Below are 19,307 nucleotides of genomic sequence, written 5' to 3'. Positions count from 1 at the left end.
AGACAATGAGGGACAAGCCGCAGCAAATTACGACATCCCTGTTCTCTTCCAGTTTAGCTGAAAATCGGGCAAAAAACCACTCCTCCCCTGCGCCTTCCGAAAAATGATTTTCGCTAGGCCCGAAAGGCGGCCGTTCCCTTGTTCCCAGGCGATTCAACCGCGGCCGGCCTTATATTTTTTCATCCAGCCGAACATAATAACGAGCACGGCAACCGCGGCCGGGACGATTTGGGCCACGTTGGGCATGGCTGCCGCCAGCGCCGGGCCCAGCTGCGGATCCTGCAGAAACATGTCGCCGGCCGTATAACCGAGGATGCCGGCCCCCGCGTAAGTCAGGATCGGCAGGCGCTGCAGCCAATCGGCGATCAGATTGCTGCCCCAGACGACGATCGGAATACTGATGGCGATGCCGATCACTAGGATGGACAAGTCGCCTTTCGCAAGCGCGGCAATGGCCAGGACGTTGTCCAGGCTCATCACGAAATCCGCGGCCAGAATCGTCTGCACCGCTTTCCACATCGATGCCGCCCCGGAAACGCGGGTATCGTCCTCATGCGCCGGAAGCAGCAGCTTGAAGGCGATCCCCGCAAGAAGAAGCCCTCCCGCGGCATGAATAAAAGGAATCTTCAACAAAATCACGGCGATCCAGGTAAGCGCGCAGCGCAGCAGAACCGCTCCCAGGGCGCCCCACCAAACCGCCTGTTTGCGCTGCTGCAGCGGCAGGCTTTTGCTGGCCATCGCGATAACCACCGCGTTATCGCCGCTCAGCACCAGATTTATAATCAATATTTCCGACAATAAAATCAACTGCTCCACGCTCATCCCTCCCTTACAACTTGTATGAGGAATTGAGCCAAGCTATGCCATTCTGAAACATCGTCTTTCGGACAAGTGAACCCTTTTGGAGCGTTAATACGTATTTACGTTTATAAGGAAGTGACCTTAATGGAATTATTTAGTGCGGCTTTTTTCCTGTCCCTGATCAATATCGTATTTATTGATCTGATTTTGGCGGGAGACAACGCCATCGTCATCGGGATGGCCGCGAGAAAGCTCCCCCGCACCGTGCAGAAGAAGGCGATTATTTACGGAACCGGCGGCGCCGTCATTCTGCGGATTGCGGCGACCTTGATCGTCGTTTGGCTGCTCGGCATTCCGTGGCTGCTGGCTGCCGGCGGACTGATGCTGATTTTTATCGCCTACAAAGTGCTGGCCGATGAAGGCGACCACGACAGCATCGAAGCGAAGGATAAGCTATGGCCGGCCGTGCGGACGATCGTCATCGCCGACGCCGCCATGGGCCTCGACAATGTGATCGCGGTCGCCGGCGCTTCCCAGCGCCATATGGTCCTCGTCGCAATCGGCCTCTTGATCAGCGTGCCGATCGTAGTCTGGGGAAGCACGTTGTTTATCAAGCTGCTGGAGAAGTTTCCGTGGATCGCCTACCTGGGGGCGGCCGTGCTGGCTTATACCGCAGCTAAAATGATTACGGAGGAACCGCATTTTCTTGCGTTCTTTGAGGACAATCCCGGCCTCCGGTACGGGTTGATCGCCGTCGTAATCTGCGGCGTGCTGCTGGCCGGATTCCTGAAGAAAAGACGCCAACAGAAAGAAAAGGACAACGCCAGCACCCATCCGGCAACCCGCTAAAGACCGAGAAAAAGTCAGGAAAATTGGCACAAAAAAAGCGCGAGCATCGAGGGATCGCACCTCTGTGCTCGCGCTTTTGCATTGCGGCCGTACCTATGTTCAAAACCACTTGCTCTGCACGACTTCCTCTTCCGCAGACGATTTACGTTTGATTTCGCGTCCCGGCCGGATCAGGATCGTCTCCGTCTCCTCGACCGCCCGATCGATCTGCTGCGGCAAATCCGTCAGCGAGCGCTCGATATTTTCCAATATCCGCAAATTCGGATTGGTTGAAGGCGATTTGGGCACAAACAATGTGCAGCAGTCTTCGTAAGGCAAAATCGACAAATCGTACGTTCCGATCTGCTGCGCCAAGGCGATAATGTCCAGTTTGTCGCTCATGACCAGCGGACGGAGCAGCGGCAGGTCAGTGGCCCGCCCAATCGCGTTCATGCTGGACAACGTTTGGCTCGCCACCTGGCCTAGGCTGTCCCCCGTCACCAGCGCCAAAGCGCCGCTGCGTTCGGCCAGCTGGGTGGCGATGCGCAGCATCGCCCTCCGCATCAGGGTGATGATCAGATTGTCCTGCCCCGTTTGCGCCAAAGACGTCTGAATGTCCGTAAACGGCACGAGATGCAGTTTGATTTCCCCGGCATATTTGGACAACACGGCGGCCAGATTGATCACCTTTTGCTCCGCCTTTTTGCTCGTGAACGGGTAGCTGTGGAAATGGACGCATTCGATTTCAAGCCCCCGCCGCATCGCGGACCAGCCGGCTACCGGACTGTCGATTCCGCCGGACAGCAGCAGCATCGCTTTGCCGTTCGTGCCCCGCGGGAACCCTCCGGGACCGGGAATGACCTCGGTGTACAAATAGGTTCCCTGCTCGCGAATTTCCACGCGCAGTTCGAGCTCCGGCTTGTGCACGTCCACTTTCAATTGCGGACACGCATTCAGGATCGGCTTGCTGACCAGGTGGTTCATCTCCTGGGAGGAATGGGGGAACGCCTTCCACACGCGCCGGGCATGCACTTTAAACGTCGTTCCCTCTTTGACGGACGCCTCCTCCACAAAAGATACGGCCGCGGCCACAATGTCCTCCAACCGCGAGACGGCCACCTTGACCGGGCTGATCGAAGTCAAGCCGAACACATTTTTCAGCGACTCGATGATCGCCTGGGCGGGCTCGCCGTTCAGCACGATGTAAATCCGCCCGAACTCCCTGCGGATTTCCGTTCGCGGGTAATTGCGAAGAAGCCCCTTTACGTGCTTGAGCGCTACATGTTCAAAGCGGGGACGGTTCCGCCCTTTGACCGTAATTTCTCCGAAACGGAGCAGCAGCATATCGTACAACAACATAACCGTGTTCTCTCCTATCGTAAGCTTTGCAGACGCTGAACCGATTTTTTCAGTGCGGCGAGCAAAGCGTCAATATCCTGTTCGTGGTGTTCTTCCCCCAGGCTGATGCGAATGCCGGACGATGCCGCCTCCGGGCTTCTTCCCATGGCCAGCAGCACACGGCTCGGTTCGCTTCGCCTGGAAGAACAAGCCGAGCGGGTCGATACGAAAAACCCTTCCTCCTCCAGCATATGGAGCAGCGCTTCCGCTTTCGTTCCCGGGTACGAAAAATGAACGATATGCGGCGCGGAAGCCCCCGGCGTATTGATCAAAAGCTCGGGCAGCGCTATCATTCCCCGGAGCAGGCGATCCTTCAGCGCCCCGAGTTTGGCGGCCCGGCTAGGCTGCCCTTCGCTCGCAAGACGCAGCGCCTTGGCGAAAGCGACGATATAAGGAATGTTTTCCGTACCGGAGCGCATACCGCCTTCCTGGCCGCCACCGGCCAGCAGCGGGGACAGCTTCAGCCCTTCGCGGACGTACAGCAGGCCGACCCCTTTGGGCCCTCTTAGTTTATGCGCGGACAAGCTGTATAAATCAATCCCGGAGCCTTTGACCGCAAGCGGAAGCTTTCCGAATCCCTGCACCCCGTCCACATGGAACAACACCCGCGGCGCCTTATCCTTCAGCATCGCGCCGATTTCCGCCACCGGCTGAAGCGTCCCGGTTTCATTATTGACATGCATGACCGAAACGAGCACGGTGTCTTGACGAAGCGCCGCCTGCACCTGTTCCGCGGCGACCAGACCGTCCGCATCGACCGGCAGATAGGTAACCTCCCAGCCCCAGGACTCAAGCTGCTTGCAGCATTCGTAGACCGACGGATGCTCGGTTTCCGTCGTGATCAGATGTTTTCCCCGGTTAGTATACTGCAGGGCCGCCCCTTTAATCGCCGTATTGTTGCTTTCCGTGGCCCCGCCCGTAAAGACAATCTCCTTAGGGTTTACCGACAGCGCCGCCGCGCACACCTCACGGGCCTTGTTCAGCAGCCTATCGCTTTCCTCGCCGAGCCGGTGCAGGGAAGACGGGTTCCCGTAATGGCGGGCCATGACCTCGGCCACCGTTTCGGTTACTTCCTTGTATGGAGGCGTTGTCGCCGCGTGGTCGAAATAAATCATCGATTCACCTTCATTCCAAAAAAGACCAAAAGAAAAAACGCCGAAATTCAAAAAGCATTCGGAGCGTTTTTCTTTGCGATCTCTAAATTTTAATAAGTTCAACTGATCAGCCTTGTAAACTTGGCATCAGACTTCGTATTTGGCTTGCGCCGTCAAAATTTTGCGGATATAGTTTTGCGTTTCCTGCGGGAGCAAATGCAGCTTCTCCATCAACTGCTCGTCGTTGCCGATCCCCAGCCTTTGCAAACGCCCCGGGCCGGCATTATAGGCCGCCAGCGCCGTCTTCAACTCACCGCCGAAGCGGCTTAGCTGATAGGACAAATACCGGGTGCCGCCGTCGATGTTTTGCGCCGGATCAAACGGGTCGCTGACTCCAAGCCCCCGGGCCGTTCCGTCCATCAGCTGCATCAGCCCTTTGGCCCCTGCGGACGAAACTGCCGTCGGATTAAAAGAAGATTCCGTATCGATTACCGCCTTGATCAGGCTTTCCGGAACGCCGTAAGTTTGGCTGGCCCGGGCGATCAGCGCTTCGATATTATCTCCGGCTTTGACCGGCAGCGCCGAAGCTTCCGCGGGTTCTGCGGAAACCGCGTCCGCATAATCCGTATTCGCCATGGACGGCGATAGCATGGCCAGCCCCGCCGATAGATTCAAACCGCTTCCCGGGAGGTATCCCGGTAAAGACGAATCTAAAGCGCCCGTTTCCCCCTGCTCCGCCAACATTATTTCCTGCAGCAGAATATCGAACAACGAACCATCGGTATGGGCGGCCGTCCGCTCCACCGAAGTTCCCTGCAGATCCAGGCCGTTCATCGTCTGCAGTTGAATGAGCTGTCCCAAAGTGCGCGGGTCAATTTGCATGCGTGATACTCCTCTTTCCGTGTACAAGTTCGATGCCTTTATTTTACACGCAAACGCCGCCAATAACCACCACTTTTTGCGAAAAAAGCGAAAAATGAAAAAGGCCAACGTCCGGAAAAGCGACGTCAGCCAGCCGTTATCGGCAAGAAACAAGAGGAAAACGGCGAAAATTATCGAGTAAACGGCATGAGGACAAAATAACTAAGCGTCGACACGATCCCCAGCCCGATCGCCCATGCTCCGGATGTTTTATTGCCTTGGCTGTATGCGTAAAAACCCATCACGGCAGCGAGCGGACCCAAAATAATCGACCACAGGAAAAGCGAGGCGATCCCCAAACCAACACCGACGTAGCCAACCGTTCGTCCGGCCGTGTTCGCATCTGTATCGGCGCGTTCAGCCCGGTTCGCATCGCCGGCTTCTCCATCCGTATCTTCCCGGCGTTCGCGAACCGCGTTTCCGCTGAATGTTCCCGCCGGCGTTACTTCGGCGGCATATTCCTCGCGGTGGTCTTTACGCGGATAATCGATCCGGCTTTGCTTTTCGGTTGACGGCAGATCCGTTTTGTCTTCTTCATTCAAGGAATCAGTCATCAATAAGCACCTCCGCTAGTAGGTTGGTTTTTGCGGTTAAGACGATTTCGGTTTAAACGTATGGCAGCAGGTGGCCGAGGACGACACTGCCGTATCCCGATGTTCCGTATCGAACGTTTCGCCGGCAAATTCCGCTTTGTAATGTCTACCCGCGTGCTGGTCAATATCGATCATAATCACATCGGCGTTGCACACGTTTTTTTCTCCCCAATACGTGCAGTTGGAGACGCTGCATTTGACCATGGGTTTGTCCCCGTTTGGCATATTGATCACCTCGGTTAACATTTTCCCCGCAGCGGCGGATCGCTATACAGACCAGAGGCTGACAAATCGGGGCAAAAAAAGAAAAAAGATGCCGAAATCGGCATCCCGTGTTCAAATCGGTGAATTCGGTTATTTGGAATGAGCGCGGTTCAAGCGAAGCTGAATCAAATAATCGCTTTCATAATAGGTCAGATCATCGCGCAGTTCCTCGAACGCCCGGGTAATGTCGAGCACGACGTCGCGCGCCGGACGGGACGGCTTCTTGCGGAAACGGATGGCGTCTTGCCCGGTATATGCATATCTTCCGTCCTCGGAGTAACTTTCGTTTTTGGGATAGAAGAAGTTATTTACGCAGTCGTGATATACATGATACAGCGCTTTTTCGGCCGCTTCCTCATCAAAGGTGCCGCGGCGAAGCACGATCCCCAGCTTCTCATAGCAATCTTCGCAATAAACGAGCAAATGCCGCAGGTCCGACAGCAACCCCTTGTAAAATAAACCTAGCTCTTCGTTTTGGCCTTCCGTAAGCTGCGGCAGCGAATAATGGTTCAAAAACGCTTCGATCCGGCCGGCCGCGCTCTTAAGCTGTTCCCTTGCAGTTTCACAAAGTTGCCTGATGTTATTGGCTTGTGGCATGCAAACAATTCTCCTTCACCTGTAATGATCGGTATAGTCATTAACGCCCTTATCGTAACACAATTTGACCATTTAAGGTATCCCTCAAGAATAAAAACGGGCAGTTCACCTCACGATATACCCATCGGCATTACGAATGTGAAGGAGGAACAACGATGAACTGGCGCAGATGGGCCGCGATCGGCTTGACGGGAGCCGCCGCCATTGCGGCGATTTCCCTGTTTCCGAGAACGGACAACGACGCAAGGCCAAGAAATCAAATTGCCAAACTCTCCGTACCGAAACCGGCGGAGGAACAGCAGTTGAAGCAAAACATGCTGCGGCGCGATGTCACCGCCACGGAACGCCTCTACCGCCTGGACGCCAAAGGGCATCTTCGCACCCTAGCTTCCGATTTTGCCCAGGCTCCATCCGGCAAGCTGCCGAATTCGGCCCGGGAGCTGCAAAAAGATCACAAGCAGTTTCAGGCGATTTTTTGGTACGATGCGGAAAACCGGCAGGAAAAGCAGTTTCGCCGCGCGGATTTCCGGCCGGACCCGGCGGTGAAAGAACAGCTCGATACGTACGTAAGTTACGCCCGCAAGGCGCTGAACAAAGCGAAGTCCTACGAATCTCCCGTGTTTCCGGCAAAACAGCCCAAATACTTTGTGTCGGCGGAGCCGGCCAAAACCGGAAAAAAGGGCGTTATCGCGATCATGGACGCCGGCATTTTGAGCCGTGTTGAGGAACATCAGCACAAAAATTTGCGGCTGATTCCCTACCCGAAGGAAGGTAAATTCAAAGTCGAATCCGTGCACGCCGACACGCTTCGCGACATCACCGTCAAAACCGGCCATGACAACGAAAAGGCAAGCCATTATTATGAGAACGAAATCGTAGTTACCTTCGACAAGAAGCCGGCGCCGGAGGAAATGCGGCGGATCGAAAAAGACATCGGCGGATCGATGACGCGGAAGCTCAACCATACGTATATTTTCCGCTCGGAAACGATGGACATGAAGCAGTTGAAGCGCTACTTCCAGAAAAAGTGGAGGCCCAAATATATCGAGCCGCATTATTTGTATCTTACCAATGAGTTCGGCGGCGGATTTTGGGACGGCGGTTTATTCAACAATGATGCGAGTACCGGGATGCAAGAGGATACGCCGGTAATTCCGAACGACCTGCTGTTCTCGGAATACCAATGGAACTTGCCGATCACGGAGACGAACCGGGGCTGGAAGCTGTCCAAAGGCAGCAACGACGTGATCGTGGGCATCGTGGACACCGGCGTGGACCTGAAGCATCCCGACCTGAAAGGACGGCTGCTGAAGGGCTACAACGTGATTAATCCCGACAAGGCACCGACGGACGATGTCGGCCACGGCACCCATGTCGCCGGCATCATTTCCGCCAACGTCAACAACGGCGAAGGGATCGCCGGGATGATGTGGGGCGGCAAAATCCTGCCGGTCAAAGCGCTCGACAAATCCGGCTCCGGGACGACCTATTCGGTGGCCCAGGGGATCATTTGGGCGACGGACCACGGGGCCAAGGTCATCAATATGAGCCTCGGCAACTATGCGGATGCCCAGTTTCTGCATGAGGCGATCAAATACGCTTATAATCATGACGTTGTGCTGATCGCCGCCACGGGCAACGACAATACGGAACGTCCGGGCTACCCGGCCGCTTATCCGGAGGTATTGTCCGTTTCCGCCACGGACTTTAACCTGAAGAAGGCTTCCTTCTCCAATTACGGGGACTACATTGACGTCATGGCCCCCGGCGAAAGCATTGCCAGCACCTATCCGGACAATCAATACGCCGCTTTATCCGGCACCTCGATGGCCAGCCCGCATGTGGCGGCCCTGGCGGCTTTGATCCGCTCGATCAATCCCGACCTGAAAAATACGGAGGTCATGGACATTATCCGTAAAAACGTGATCGATCTCGGCGATGCCGGGCGGGACAAATATTACGGATACGGACAGATCGACGTGTTCGCCGCGCTGCAGGCCGCCGGCGGCGGCAGCGCTCCGCTGCAGTTCTGGCCGCAATCGATCCAGCGCAAAATGGACCGCGTAATCGATCAGAACAAGTAAAGCTATATAAATTAAGTAAGGCCCGTCCAAACCAAAAGCCTCCGCAGCGCGTATGTGCATTCACGCGCTGCGGAGGCTTTGACCATAAATATAAGTATGCTTGTGCCTTGCAGTGTTGAAAGTTTGCCGTAAGCCGGGTTCTGTACTCTTTGCGGTATTAACGGGAACTACCCTCCCGCCCTTGAGCGACAATCATCTATCTAGGCCGTCCATTACTGAACGGCTCCAGCAACCAACCCGGACGCGCCTCGGGCAAAGGCTGCTTCCAAAGAAGCCGCGTCCCATTAGGTCTTGCTCCAGGTGGGGTTTACCAGGAACGAAGTCGCCAGCGTTCCTCGGGGTCTCTTACACCTCGGTTCCATCCTTGCCTGTGCGCGCCTTGCGGCGGCCATCGGCGGTCCATTTCTGTGGCACTATCCTTCAGCTCGCGCTGACTGGACGTTATCCAGCACCCTGCCCTGTGGAGCCCGGACTTTCCTCCCGCGGCCTTAAAGCCGCCGGCGATTGTCTGTCAAACTTTCATAGGCAACATTACATAGTATACAGACATTGACGGCCGCTGACAAGTGTGAATCAGCGGAAAAACTGGCGTTTCATGGTTCCTCATGGTTCTACATAAATACGAACGGTTCCGTATCGATGGCGGAAACATGCACCTTGGTGTCATATTTGCCTTCATTAAGCTTCTCCGTCAGCCACTTTGCCACTTTCCGCTTCATGATTTTTTCGGCGTTGTGCCCCGGATCGACGATGGCGATCCCGGCCATCAAGGCGTCCTGAGCCGTATGGTAATCAACGTCACCGGTGACGAGCACATCGGCGCCGCGGAACTGCGCCTGCTTCCAATAACGGCCCCCCGATCCGCCCAGCACGGCGGCTTTGCGGACCGGCCGCTTCAGATCGCCGACAACGCGCACCATCGGCACGTCCAGCCGCTCTTTAACCCGCTGCACGAAGTCTTCCAGCGTGACCGGTTCCCGCAGCTTGCCGACGCGGCCAAGCCCCAGCGTCCGTCCTTTGAGCTCCATCGGATACAGGTCGTAGGCGACCTCCTCGTAAGGATGCTGCTTCAGCATCGCCTGAATCACTTTGCTGCGCAGGCTCTGCGGAACGACGGTTTCGATGCGGATTTCCTCCACCTTCTCCAGCTTGCCCTGCGCCCCGATATAGGGGTCGGTGCCTTCGCCGGGCTTGAACGTGCCGTATCCCTCGATGTTGAAGCTGCAGTGGCTGTAGTTGCCGATAGCGCCCGCTCCGGCGCCCAGCATTGCGTCCAGCACCTTTTCGTGATGGTCCTTGGGGACGAACACGACCAGCTTATACAGGTTGTCGGTATGCAGGTCCTCCAGCGGCGCGGCGCTTTCGATGCCCAAAGCTTCGGCCATCCAGTCGTTCATCCCGCCGTCGGTCACATCCAGGTTCGTATGGGCGATGTACACCGCGATATCGTTTTTGATCAGCTTCTCGTACACTTTGCCCATCGGCGTATCGCTCTGCAGATTGGCGAGCGGGCGGTATATAATCGCATGGTGGGCGACGATCAAATCGGCGCCTGCGGCGATGGCTTCATCCGCCACCGCCTCGTTGACGTCCAAAGCGATCAGTACGTTTTTGATCTCCTTTTGCAGGCTGCCGAGCTGCAGCCCGATTTTATCGCCTTCCATCGCCACATGTTTCGGAGCAAGCTGCTCCATGTATTGAATTACCGTTTGACCTTTTGCAAACATGCCAGCACCTCCTGGAGTTGTTCCGTAAGCCGCCCCAGTTCCTCTTCCTTTTCCCGGGACGCTTCCAAGGCGGATGAGGCCACCGAACGGCGGATCTTTTCCAGCTTGCGGATTTCCGATTCCCATTTCTTTAAAAAAACATCGTCCGGTTTAAGCGTCAGCCGCGGTCCCATCAAATAAAGCAAATCCTTCGAAAGGGCGATTCCCCGCCCCTCATGATCGGTCAATTCGCGCTCCGCGTACAGCTGGGCATTCCGCGCCGCGGCATCGGCAGCCGACTCCGCCATCATCACTTCGTATATTTTGCCGTCTTCCTCCAAAATAGCCTCTTCGGCCAGGTACCAATCATTTTCGGCAAGCCAGCGGCGCACGAGCTCTTCGCCTACATTCGGCTGCAGCACCAGCCGCTTAACCCCTGCAAGCTTGGGTTTGCCGCCGCTCAAAATCGAAACGATCAAGGCTCCGCCCATACCCGCGATCGTAATCGCGTCCACTTCGCCGGGAGCGATGACGGCCAGCCCGTCTCCTTTGCGGACGGAAATCCGCTGCGTCTCCCCGGCCTCGGCGACCTGGCGTCTGGCCGCCTCCAGCGGCCCGTCGTTGACCTCGCCGGCCACGGCAAATGCGGCCCGCCCGCTCTGCACCGCCGATACCGGCAGCAAGGCGTGATCCGACCCGATATCGGCAAAACGGCAGCCCTTTGGCAGCAGATCGGATATTAGCTGCAATCTTGCGGACAATCTCATGAAGCGATCCACACCACCCATTTTTTACGTAATACGAACAAGATTAGGAACGCCGCGGCAATTTTCAGCAGCGCCAGCGCCGCCATCCCCTCGTAGGCCGCATGCCGCAGCAGAAATACATCCGCCTCCGGCATAAACCACAGCGTAAGGGAGACGGCGAAAAACACGCGGGCCGACTGCTTGAGCCGATGGTGACTCAACCAGCTTAACCAAAACAGAAGGGCGGCAACCGGCAGCCATAACAGCTGCAGCAGCGCCCAGGACGTTTCGGGATGCAGCCTTTCGAACAGGATAGCGTACAGCAAAATGCCGCAAACGAACCCGCAGTATGTCAAAATCCCCAACCGCAGGCTGTAGCCCGCGGCAATCCACACGATCCCGCAAACGGCGATCAGCAGCGCGGCTCCGCTGTCCGCTTCCCAGCCTTGAAGGCGGATCGTCCAGCCCCCGAAACCCAGCAACAGCAAACTGCCCAGGCCCGCCGCGCACAATGCGAACAACGGCCGGTTGCGCCGCTGGTACGCCGCCAGGGAATAACAACCGAAGCAAAGCAGCAGCGCAGCCGCGATTTGCAAACCCCAAGGAAAAGCGCTAAAATAAAAAACAATAAAGAAAAAGAAGGAAATTATGCCAAATGAAAGGGACCAAAGTTTCCAGCTTCCTTGCTGAATTTGTCCCAAGGAGAAGAAGCTTCGGGAATCCCCTTCCGGCTCGTCGCTGTACAAATTTTGCAGGAAATCGCAGTACTGTTCGGGAAGCAGCCGGCTCCTTCTCCAGTGCTCGATTTCGTTCAGGATGATTGCTTTTTTGTCCTGATTCAAAGGCAGCACCTCTTTTAACAAAAATGACCTTGCTGCTTTGGCTGCAGAAGGTCAGAGCTAACACGCCTACCCGCGACGCTTATTCGAGAAAATCCTTCAACCGCTTGCTGCGGCTCGGATGGCGCAGCTTGCGGAGCGCCTTTGCTTCAATTTGCCGGATTCTCTCCCGCGTTACGCCGAACACCTTGCCGACTTCCTCCAGCGTTCTCGTCCGTCCGTCGTCCAGTCCGAAGCGAAGCCGAAGCACGTTCTCCTCCCGTTCCGTGAGCGTATCCAAGACGTCCTCCAATTGTTCCTTCAGGAGTTCGTAAGCGGCGGCGTCCGCCGGGGCCAAAGCTTCATGGTCTTCGATAAAATCTCCCAGATGGGAATCGTCCTCTTCCCCGATCGGTGTTTCCAGCGATACCGGTTCCTGGGCGATTTTCATGATTTCACGAACTTTCTCGACGCTTAGATCCATCTCGGCGGCGATTTCTTCCGGCGCGGGTTCGCGTCCCAGCTCCTGCAGCAGCTGGCGGGAGACGCGGATCAGCTTGTTGATCGTCTCCACCATGTGAACCGGAATCCGGATCGTTCTGGCCTGGTCGGCTATCGCCCGCGTAATCGCCTGGCGAATCCACCACGTTGCGTACGTGCTGAATTTAAAGCCTTTTTTGTGGTCGAATTTCTCGACCGCTTTAATGAGGCCCATATTGCCTTCCTGAATGAGATCGAGGAACAGCATTCCGCGCCCTACATAGCGCTTGGCGATGCTCACCACGAGGCGGAGATTCGCTTCGGCCAGGCGGCGTTTGGCTTCCTCATCCCCGTTTTCGATCCGTTTGGCCAATTCCATTTCATCATCTGCGGAAAGCAGGGGAACCCGGCCGATTTCCTTCAGGTACATGCGGACAGGGTCATTGATTTTGATGCCCGGCGGCAGGCTCAAATCATCGTCAAAGTTAAAATCGTCATCATGCGCGGCATCCTCTTCCCCGCGCCGATGCTCTTCATCGCCGTCACCCGTGACGTCGATGCCCAAATCCGCCAATTGTTCATAAAATTCGTCCATTTGTTCCGGATCCTGGTCGAAGGGCGAGAGCTTCTCCATAATTTCTTTATATGATAATGAAGATCTTTTCTTGCCTTGCTCAATCAGCTGATCCTTTACCTGGTCCAGCGTCAATTCAGTTTCTAGTTCAGTATGCTGGTCATTCGTCATATCTGGCTCCCTCCTCCCTAGAAACGTCACCGAAAGTCCATCGTCTTACTGTCTCTCTAGGGCAATAATCTCACTTGCAATTTGCGCCGCACGCATAAAATCCCCGGCTCGTTCCGCGGACACCATTTCTTCCTTCTTCTGCTTGATTTGCGCGAGAAGCGGTACTTTGCGGATCTCCCGAATGCAATCGTCCAGCTCTTGCGCCGTCCATTCCTCCGGCGTATCCGTCATGGCGATCGAGATGACCGTCCGCTCAAGCCGTTCATCCTGAAGCGAGGAGATAAACCGGCTTGCATCCGGGGTTTTTCCCTGCGCGTAATAGGCGTATAGATAAGCGGCAATCGCCACATGATCTTCGATGTTAAAATTGGTGCCAAGACGATCGCCCACATAACGGGCCACTTCTTCGTCCTGCAGCATAAAAGAAAGCAATCTCCGTTCCGCCACCTGATAAGCGGGCAGCAGAGCCGGCATGGAAGCCTGCCCTTTTTTATGCCTACCATTATTCCACCTTTCGGGCTTATTATCCCCGGCGTTTGCCTTTTTTTGCATGGCTGTTCTAAGTTCGTTGCATTCCTGCTTCAAACTGTCGAAGGACACCTGCAAATCGGCGGACAATTCCTTCAAATATATCTCGCGTTCGCTTGGCGAAGCCAGCCCCGCGATAATGGGCATCGCTTCTTTGATGTAAGCGACCTTTCCGTCTTCTTCTAGCAGTATATGGTTTTTTTTCAGATATATAAGCCTAAATTTGACGGATGAGACGGCGCCGTCCAACACTTGATGTTTGAAGCGGTCCGCCCCGTATTTACGGATAAACTCGTCGGGATCGAGCCCCTCGCTGAGCAGCGCGATTCTGACCTGAAAACCGGCGTTCTCCAAAATCGGAATACTCTTGAGCGCGGCGGCTTGTCCGGCCTGATCCCCGTCGTAGCACACCAGGACCTCGTCCGCCAGACTTCTCATGATCGACGCGTGGCTTTCCGTCAACGCGGTTCCCATCGTGGCCACTCCGTTATGAACCCCCGCTTCCCAAGCGCTGATCACGTCGCCATAACCTTCAAACAACACAATTTGCCGCGATTTCCGGATTTCGTTCTTCGCCTGATGCAAATTGTAAAGCGTCCGGCTTTTGCTGAACAGCTTGCTTTCCGGGGAATTCAAATATTTCGGCTGCCCTTCGCCAAGTACCCTGCCGGCAAAGGCTATGACTTTACCGCTCCGGTTGTGCAAAGGAAAAATGACCCGATCGCGAAACCGGTCGACAAACCCGCTCCCATCCTGTTTCGAGGACAACAGTCCGCCTTTTTCCATCGCGCCTAGATCGAAAGAACGCTTGTCCAAAAACTGAACCAGCGTATCCCATCTGGCCGGGGCGTAACCGATTTGGAACGTATCGATCGCTTTATCGGTAAAACCGCGCGATTTCAAATACTCCATGGCCGGTTTGCCGTATTCCGTATTCTTCAGCAAATAGTGATAGAACTTGGAGGTCCATTCATGGGCTTGCAAGAGCTGTTCCAATTCCCGGTTTTGCGGCGAATCCCCAAAGCTTCTTCCTTTGTCTTCAAAAGGAATATGCGCCTCTTCCGCCATGATCCGGACGGCTTCGGGAAAAGTTAATCCTTCGATTTCCATCCTGAACTTGATGGCGTTTCCGCCCTTGCCGCAGCCGTAACAGTGGAAGATTTGACGTTCGGGGGTTACCGTAAAAGACGGGGTTTTCTCCGAATGAAACGGACAAAGCCCCTTCATGTACTTGCCCTGTTTTGTCAGATGAACGTGCTTGCTGACCGTGTCGACGATATCATGCTGCCGCAAGACGGCCTCGATGACTTCTTCCGGAATGCCGCGTCCGGTGCTCATTCAAATCACCTTCATCTTTCGCAAAGAGAATTTCAACACGTCAAAATTTCGGACATTTTGAAGTTTCTCTATGACACGTAAATAGTAATTCGCTAAAACTATACATTCTCCTGCATATGTTCCAAAAGTTTTGACAGCACTTCGGCAAAATGTTTGCGATCCTCGTTCGTAAATGGCTTCGGCCCTTTGTGGCGCTGCCCTCCGCGCCTTGCTTTGGCGTGAGCATGCCGCCGCTCCAGCAAACGGTCGATGTTCCCCGGATGAAAGATTTCGCCGCGCGGCGACAAGCTGGAGCAGGATTTGGCCAGTACCAGCGCGGCAAGACCGTAATCCTGGGTGACGACGATGTCTCCCTTCACGACATGGTTCGCGATATACAAATCGGCGCTCTGACTGCTCCGGTCCACCTGAATGACGGCAACTCCGTCCGCCGGCTGCAGCGTGTGGTCATAGGAAGAAACCATCACCACCTGAACGCCGTAGCGGCCGGCCGTTTCGGCGATCTCCGCCTTTACCGGGCAGGAGTCGCCGTCCACGACAACGCGCATAATCACTCGCCTCGCCTTCCCGGGAATGTACCTTGAATGCTACCCGCTAAACTATTCTAACGGTTGCCGCAAGCGTTGTTTGTTCCAAGAACGTTGATTTCAAATTCTAACGGTTGCCGTTGCGCTTACCCCGGCTAATTTCGCTTAGATTCAGGCAAACCTGCGCACAACCGTCAGAATTCAGAAAGGTCTATTTGCGGAAAATAGCGCCTGCTGCAACCGTTAGATTTCCGGCGGGCGATCGTACGATTTGAAAACCTGAGCTGATGCGGAAATCTAGGAGTTGTCCGTTGCTCTCGCCACTACTTTAAGTTCCGTTCTACCAAACCAATTTGCCGAAATCGGCGAATGCCTTGAGATCCTCGTCGATGGCGGCGAGCAGCGCCAAACGGTTCGTGCGGATCGCTTCGTCTTCGGCCATAACCATGACGGCATCAAAGAAAACGGTGATAGCGTCCTTCAAACCACTGATTACGTCAAGCGCCTCGGCGGCATTCCGATTTGCAAGCGCCTCGCGGTATTTGTCCGTGATCGCGCGCCATGCCTCGTGCAGCGCTTGTTCCGCCGGTTCGGCGAGCAGATCGGAACGGACTTTCTCGCCGGTCGCTTTGGCGGCCAGGTTGCTGACCCGCCCGAACGATTCGACCGTCAGCTTAAAGTCAGCTTGGGTGGTTACGGCATCCATCAGCGCGTTCCCCCGGGCAACGACGGATACAACATCATCATATCCTGCGGCGATAACGGCATCCACGACATCGTAACGCAGGTTGTCGGACAGCGTTTTTTTGACGCGAAGCCCGAAGAACTCCAGCAGATCTTTCAGGATTTCCTCTTCCCCGCGTTTCAGCCCCTGGAATTGCCGGTGGGTTTCCAAGGCGATTTTGAAAATATCCGTCAGCAAAATCGGCAGCTTGTGCTCCAAAACGATCTGCACGATGCCGGCCGCTTGACGGCGCAATGCGTATGGATCCTGGGAGCCCGTCGGAATGATCCCGATCGAGAAGCAGCCGGTAATCGTGTCGATTTTGTCGGCGATGCTGACGATGGAACCAACGGTGGACGCAGGCGCCGCATCACCCGCGAAACGGGGCTGATAGTGCTCGAAAATTCCCCGGGCGACCGCTTCCGGCTCCCCGGCTTTGCGGGCGTAATCCTCGCCCATCACGCCTTGCAGCTCGGGAAACTCGTAAACCATTTGCGTGACGAGGTCGAATTTGCAAATTTCCGCGGTGCGCGCGGCCGCTTCGGCCGTGCCGCTGTCGGCGCCGAGCAGGGCGGACAGCTTCTCCGTATTGCGGCGAATGCGGCGGACCTTGTCGCCGATCGTGCCGAGCTCGTCATGGAACACAATGCTTTCCAGCTTGGACAACGCGTCCTTGATCGCCAGCTTTTGGTCTTCCTCGTAAAAGAACTTCGCGTCGGACAACCGGGCCCGCAGCACCTTTTCGTTCCCGCGGGCGATGACGTCCAGGGAAGCGTCGTTCCCGTTGCGGACGGTAACGAAATAAGGCAGCAGGCGCCCCTGGCCGTCCAATACCGGGAAATAACGCTGATGCTCGCGCATCGACGTGATGAGCACTTCCTGCGGAATGTTCAGGAACGATTCCTCGAACGTACCAAACAGCACAGTCGGCGTTTCGACCAGGAACAACACTTCTTCCAGCAGATCGTCCTTCACCGCGATATGCCAGCCTTTTTCCTTGGCCAAGGCGTCGATTTGGCTTTGGATCATGTTTTGACGTTCATTCACGTCCGCGATCACGAACTGGGCGCGCAGCGTGTCCACATACGCCGCCGGCTCATTGATGATGGCTTCGGCACCGAGAAAACGATGGCCGCGCGTAACGTTGCCCGATTTGACGCCGGTGATTTCCAGGTCGATCACATCCTTGCCGAACAAGGCCACCATCCAGCGGATCGGGCGTACGAATTTAAAGTCGTAGCTGCCCCAGCGCATGTTTTTCGGAAAATTCATCGCCTGCAAAATGCCCAGCAAACCTTCGGCCAAAATCCCCGCTGTCTCCACGCCTGTGCGGCTTTTGCTGACATAGACATACTCCGTGCCGGCAACCTCGCGGAACATGAACTGCTCCGGATCGGCCCCTTGGCTGCGGGCGAATCCGAGCGCCGCTTTGCTCCAACCGCCGTTTTCATCCAGCGCGATTTTGCGCGACGGCCCCTTAACTTCCTCGTGCACATCCTCCTGCTTTTCGGCTACATCTCTTACCAGTACGGCCAAGCGGCGCGGCGTAGCGTAAGCTTCGACGGCGCCGTGGGCAATGACCGACTCCTCCAGCCATTTTTCCGTCCGTTCCTTCAACTGCTCCATCGCTCCGCGGATAAAGCGGGCCGGCATTTCCTCTAAACCGATTTCAAACAGCAGATCTTTAGCCACGTGCAGCTCCCCCTTTCTGAAGCATCGGGAAGCCGAGCTTCTCGCGCTCCTCCAAATACGTTGCGGCGACTTGCCGCGACAAGTTCCGCACCCGGGTGATATAACCGGTCCGTTCCGTTACGCTGATCGCGCCTCTGGCGTCGAGCAGGTTAAACGTATGCGAGCATTTCAGCACGTAATCGTACGCCGGGAACACCAGATGCTGCTCCATCGCCTTCTCCGCTTCCTGCTCGTACATATTGAACAGCGTAAACAGCATTTTGACGTCGGAAATTTCAAATGTATATTTAGAATGCTCATATTCCGCTTGATGGAAAACGTCGCCGTAAGTCGTACCGTCCACCCACTCCAGCTCGAACACGTTTTCCTTGTCCTGAATATAGGAGGCAAGCCGTTCCATCCCGTAGGTGATTTCCACCGCGACCGGATTCGCTTCAATCCCGCCGACCTGCTGGAAGTAGGTGAACTGGGTGATTTCCATCCCGTCCAGCCACACTTCCCAGCCGAGGCCCCACGCGCCGAGACCCGGATGTTCCCAGTTGTCCTCGACAAAACGGATGTCATGCTCCAGCGGATTAATGCCGAGCCGTTTCAAGCTTTCGAGGTAAATTTCCTGGATGTTGTCCGGAGACGGCTTAAGGATGACCTGAAACTGGTGATGCTGATACAGCCGGTTCGGGTTTTCCCCGTAACGTCCGTCGGCCGGACGCCGGGAGGGCTCCACATAAGCTACGTTCCACGGCTCCGGACCGATCGCCCGCAAGAAGGTCATCGGGTTGAGCGTGCCAGCACCCTTCTCCACGTCGTACGGTTGTACGACGATGCAATTTTGTTCCGCCCAAAACTGCTGCAGCGTTAAAATCATTTGCTGAAAATTCATCTACCACATCTCCTTTGCACTATAGAGGATACCCAAAACAAAGCGGAGCGGACTCGGCCGGTGCCGAAAGGCTCGTCGTCCTGGGCTTTGGAACTTGGAGAAGCGCCGCCCGTAAAACAAGGCTCAGCCGCTCCCGTATCAGCCGATCGTAACGAAGCAAGCCAAAAAGCCCCCGCCTCCTACGCCTGCTGACAGACGTAGGGACGAGAGCTGAAAGTTCCCGCGGTTCCACCCTACTTGATTTGCAACCGTTTATCGTTCATACGTGCGACTTGCGCCAAAGCACGAACCCGGTAGGCAAATCCTCTTTTCACGATCATTTCATGCTCCCGGGGCGCCGTTTCGCGAGAGTATCCAGCCAGGCTCCCACCATCCCCAGCTCGCTTCAAGGTAGGCAAAAAAACAACTTTTGATCACGAAGTTATTCATGAGGCTTACTCGGCATCGAATCTTGAATTCAGCAAGGCCTTCCGTTGCTCACGTACCCAAAACGTACGCTCCGCTACTCAGTCCCAGCTTCATCCAACCTTCTCGGTGCTGAAA

The 19,307-nt window shown here is 55.6% G+C and carries 17 protein-coding genes and 1 other RNA gene; 2 read left to right on the top strand and 16 right to left on the bottom strand.

Features of this window, described 5'->3' with window-relative positions; all coding sequences use genetic code 11:
- Nucleotides 1–153: 153 nt before the first annotated feature.
- Nucleotides 154–816, bottom strand: a complete 663-nt coding sequence (locus NYE74_RS14330) for a TerC family protein (RefSeq protein WP_316560779.1) — start codon at nucleotides 814–816, stop codon at nucleotides 154–156.
- A gap of 129 nt (nucleotides 817–945) precedes the next feature.
- On the opposite strand from NYE74_RS14330, the gene NYE74_RS14325 reads away from it, so the two are divergent.
- Nucleotides 946–1,650 (top strand): TerC family protein, encoded by a 705-nt coding sequence (locus NYE74_RS14325; protein WP_036621349.1) that lies wholly within the window; start codon nucleotides 946–948, stop codon nucleotides 1,648–1,650.
- A 99-nt stretch (nucleotides 1,651–1,749) separates the two neighbouring features.
- On the opposite strand, the gene thiI is transcribed toward NYE74_RS14325, so the two are convergent.
- The 6 genes from thiI to NYE74_RS14295 all read right to left on the bottom strand — a co-directional run bounded on the left by thiI (nucleotide 1,750) and on the right by NYE74_RS14295 (nucleotide 6,496).
- Nucleotides 1,750–2,985, bottom strand: coding sequence for a tRNA uracil 4-sulfurtransferase ThiI (gene thiI, locus NYE74_RS14320; RefSeq protein WP_341005315.1), 1,236 nt, complete (start codon nucleotides 2,983–2,985; stop codon nucleotides 1,750–1,752).
- A 17-nt stretch (nucleotides 2,986–3,002) separates the two neighbouring features.
- Nucleotides 3,003–4,142: a cysteine desulfurase family protein gene (locus NYE74_RS14315; RefSeq protein ID WP_316560778.1), complete on the bottom strand. Its 1,140-nt coding sequence runs from the start codon at nucleotides 4,140–4,142 to the stop codon at nucleotides 3,003–3,005.
- A gap of 126 nt (nucleotides 4,143–4,268) precedes the next feature.
- On the bottom strand, nucleotides 4,269–5,003 hold the full coding sequence (locus tag NYE74_RS14310; protein WP_316560777.1) for a lytic transglycosylase domain-containing protein: 735 nt from the start codon (nucleotides 5,001–5,003) through the stop codon (nucleotides 4,269–4,271).
- Nucleotides 5,004–5,173: 170 nt separating this feature from the next.
- Nucleotides 5,174–5,596: a hypothetical protein gene (locus NYE74_RS14305; RefSeq protein WP_036621342.1), complete on the bottom strand. Its 423-nt coding sequence runs from the start codon at nucleotides 5,594–5,596 to the stop codon at nucleotides 5,174–5,176.
- A gap of 36 nt (nucleotides 5,597–5,632) precedes the next feature.
- Nucleotides 5,633–5,839, bottom strand: coding sequence for a DUF1540 domain-containing protein (locus NYE74_RS14300; RefSeq protein ID WP_244927431.1), 207 nt, complete (start codon nucleotides 5,837–5,839; stop codon nucleotides 5,633–5,635).
- A 150-nt stretch (nucleotides 5,840–5,989) separates the two neighbouring features.
- The gene (locus NYE74_RS14295; protein ID WP_213511075.1) at nucleotides 5,990–6,496 is read right to left on the bottom strand and encodes a YpuI family protein; all 507 of its coding nucleotides are present in this window, start codon (nucleotides 6,494–6,496) and stop codon (nucleotides 5,990–5,992) included.
- A 155-nt stretch (nucleotides 6,497–6,651) separates the two neighbouring features.
- On the opposite strand from NYE74_RS14295, the gene NYE74_RS14290 reads away from it, so the two are divergent.
- Nucleotides 6,652–8,580, top strand: coding sequence for a S8 family peptidase (locus NYE74_RS14290; RefSeq protein WP_213511077.1), 1,929 nt, complete (start codon nucleotides 6,652–6,654; stop codon nucleotides 8,578–8,580).
- Nucleotides 8,581–8,694: 114 nt separating this feature from the next.
- Here NYE74_RS14290 and rnpB read toward each other — a convergent pair.
- From rnpB to glyQ, 9 genes are all read right to left on the bottom strand, one after another.
- An RNA gene (gene rnpB / locus NYE74_RS14285) (RNase P RNA component class A) lies at nucleotides 8,695–9,100 on the bottom strand.
- Nucleotides 9,101–9,191: 91 nt separating this feature from the next.
- Nucleotides 9,192–10,307 (bottom strand): Nif3-like dinuclear metal center hexameric protein, encoded by a 1,116-nt coding sequence (locus NYE74_RS14280; RefSeq protein WP_213511078.1) that lies wholly within the window; start codon nucleotides 10,305–10,307, stop codon nucleotides 9,192–9,194.
- Nucleotides 10,283–11,053, bottom strand: coding sequence for a tRNA (adenine(22)-N(1))-methyltransferase (locus NYE74_RS14275; RefSeq protein ID WP_213511081.1), 771 nt, complete (start codon nucleotides 11,051–11,053; stop codon nucleotides 10,283–10,285). Before NYE74_RS14275 ends, NYE74_RS14280 begins: the two co-directional genes overlap by 25 nt.
- Entirely contained in the window at nucleotides 11,050–11,874 is an 825-nt protein-coding gene (locus NYE74_RS14270) for a hypothetical protein (RefSeq protein ID WP_278738250.1), read from the bottom strand. The genes NYE74_RS14275 and NYE74_RS14270 overlap by 4 nt, the downstream gene beginning before the upstream one ends.
- Before the next feature lie 79 nt (nucleotides 11,875–11,953).
- Nucleotides 11,954–13,075 carry an RNA polymerase sigma factor RpoD gene (gene rpoD, locus NYE74_RS14265; protein ID WP_316560775.1) on the bottom strand — a complete coding sequence of 374 codons (1,122 nt, stop codon included), beginning with the start codon at nucleotides 13,073–13,075 and terminating at the stop codon, nucleotides 11,954–11,956.
- A 45-nt stretch (nucleotides 13,076–13,120) separates the two neighbouring features.
- A complete protein-coding gene (gene dnaG, locus NYE74_RS14260; RefSeq protein WP_316560774.1) occupies nucleotides 13,121–14,941 on the bottom strand; it encodes a DNA primase in 1,821 nt (606 codons plus the stop codon).
- Nucleotides 14,942–15,039: 98 nt separating this feature from the next.
- A complete protein-coding gene (locus NYE74_RS14255; protein WP_036627858.1) occupies nucleotides 15,040–15,489 on the bottom strand; it encodes a YaiI/YqxD family protein in 450 nt (149 codons plus the stop codon).
- 319 nt (nucleotides 15,490–15,808) lie between these two features.
- Nucleotides 15,809–17,884, bottom strand: a complete 2,076-nt coding sequence (gene glyS, locus NYE74_RS14250) for a glycine--tRNA ligase subunit beta (RefSeq protein ID WP_036621324.1) — start codon at nucleotides 17,882–17,884, stop codon at nucleotides 15,809–15,811.
- Entirely contained in the window at nucleotides 17,877–18,764 is an 888-nt protein-coding gene (gene glyQ / locus NYE74_RS14245) for a glycine--tRNA ligase subunit alpha (RefSeq protein ID WP_036621322.1), read from the bottom strand. The genes glyS and glyQ overlap by 8 nt, the downstream gene beginning before the upstream one ends.
- Nucleotides 18,765–19,307 lie beyond the last annotated feature (543 nt).

This window comes from Paenibacillus sp. FSL P4-0127 (genome assembly GCF_038007325.1).
Classification (GTDB): domain Bacteria; phylum Bacillota; class Bacilli; order Paenibacillales; family Paenibacillaceae; genus Fontibacillus; species Fontibacillus macerans.
This window is presented reverse-complemented; position numbering and strand designations above follow the sequence as displayed.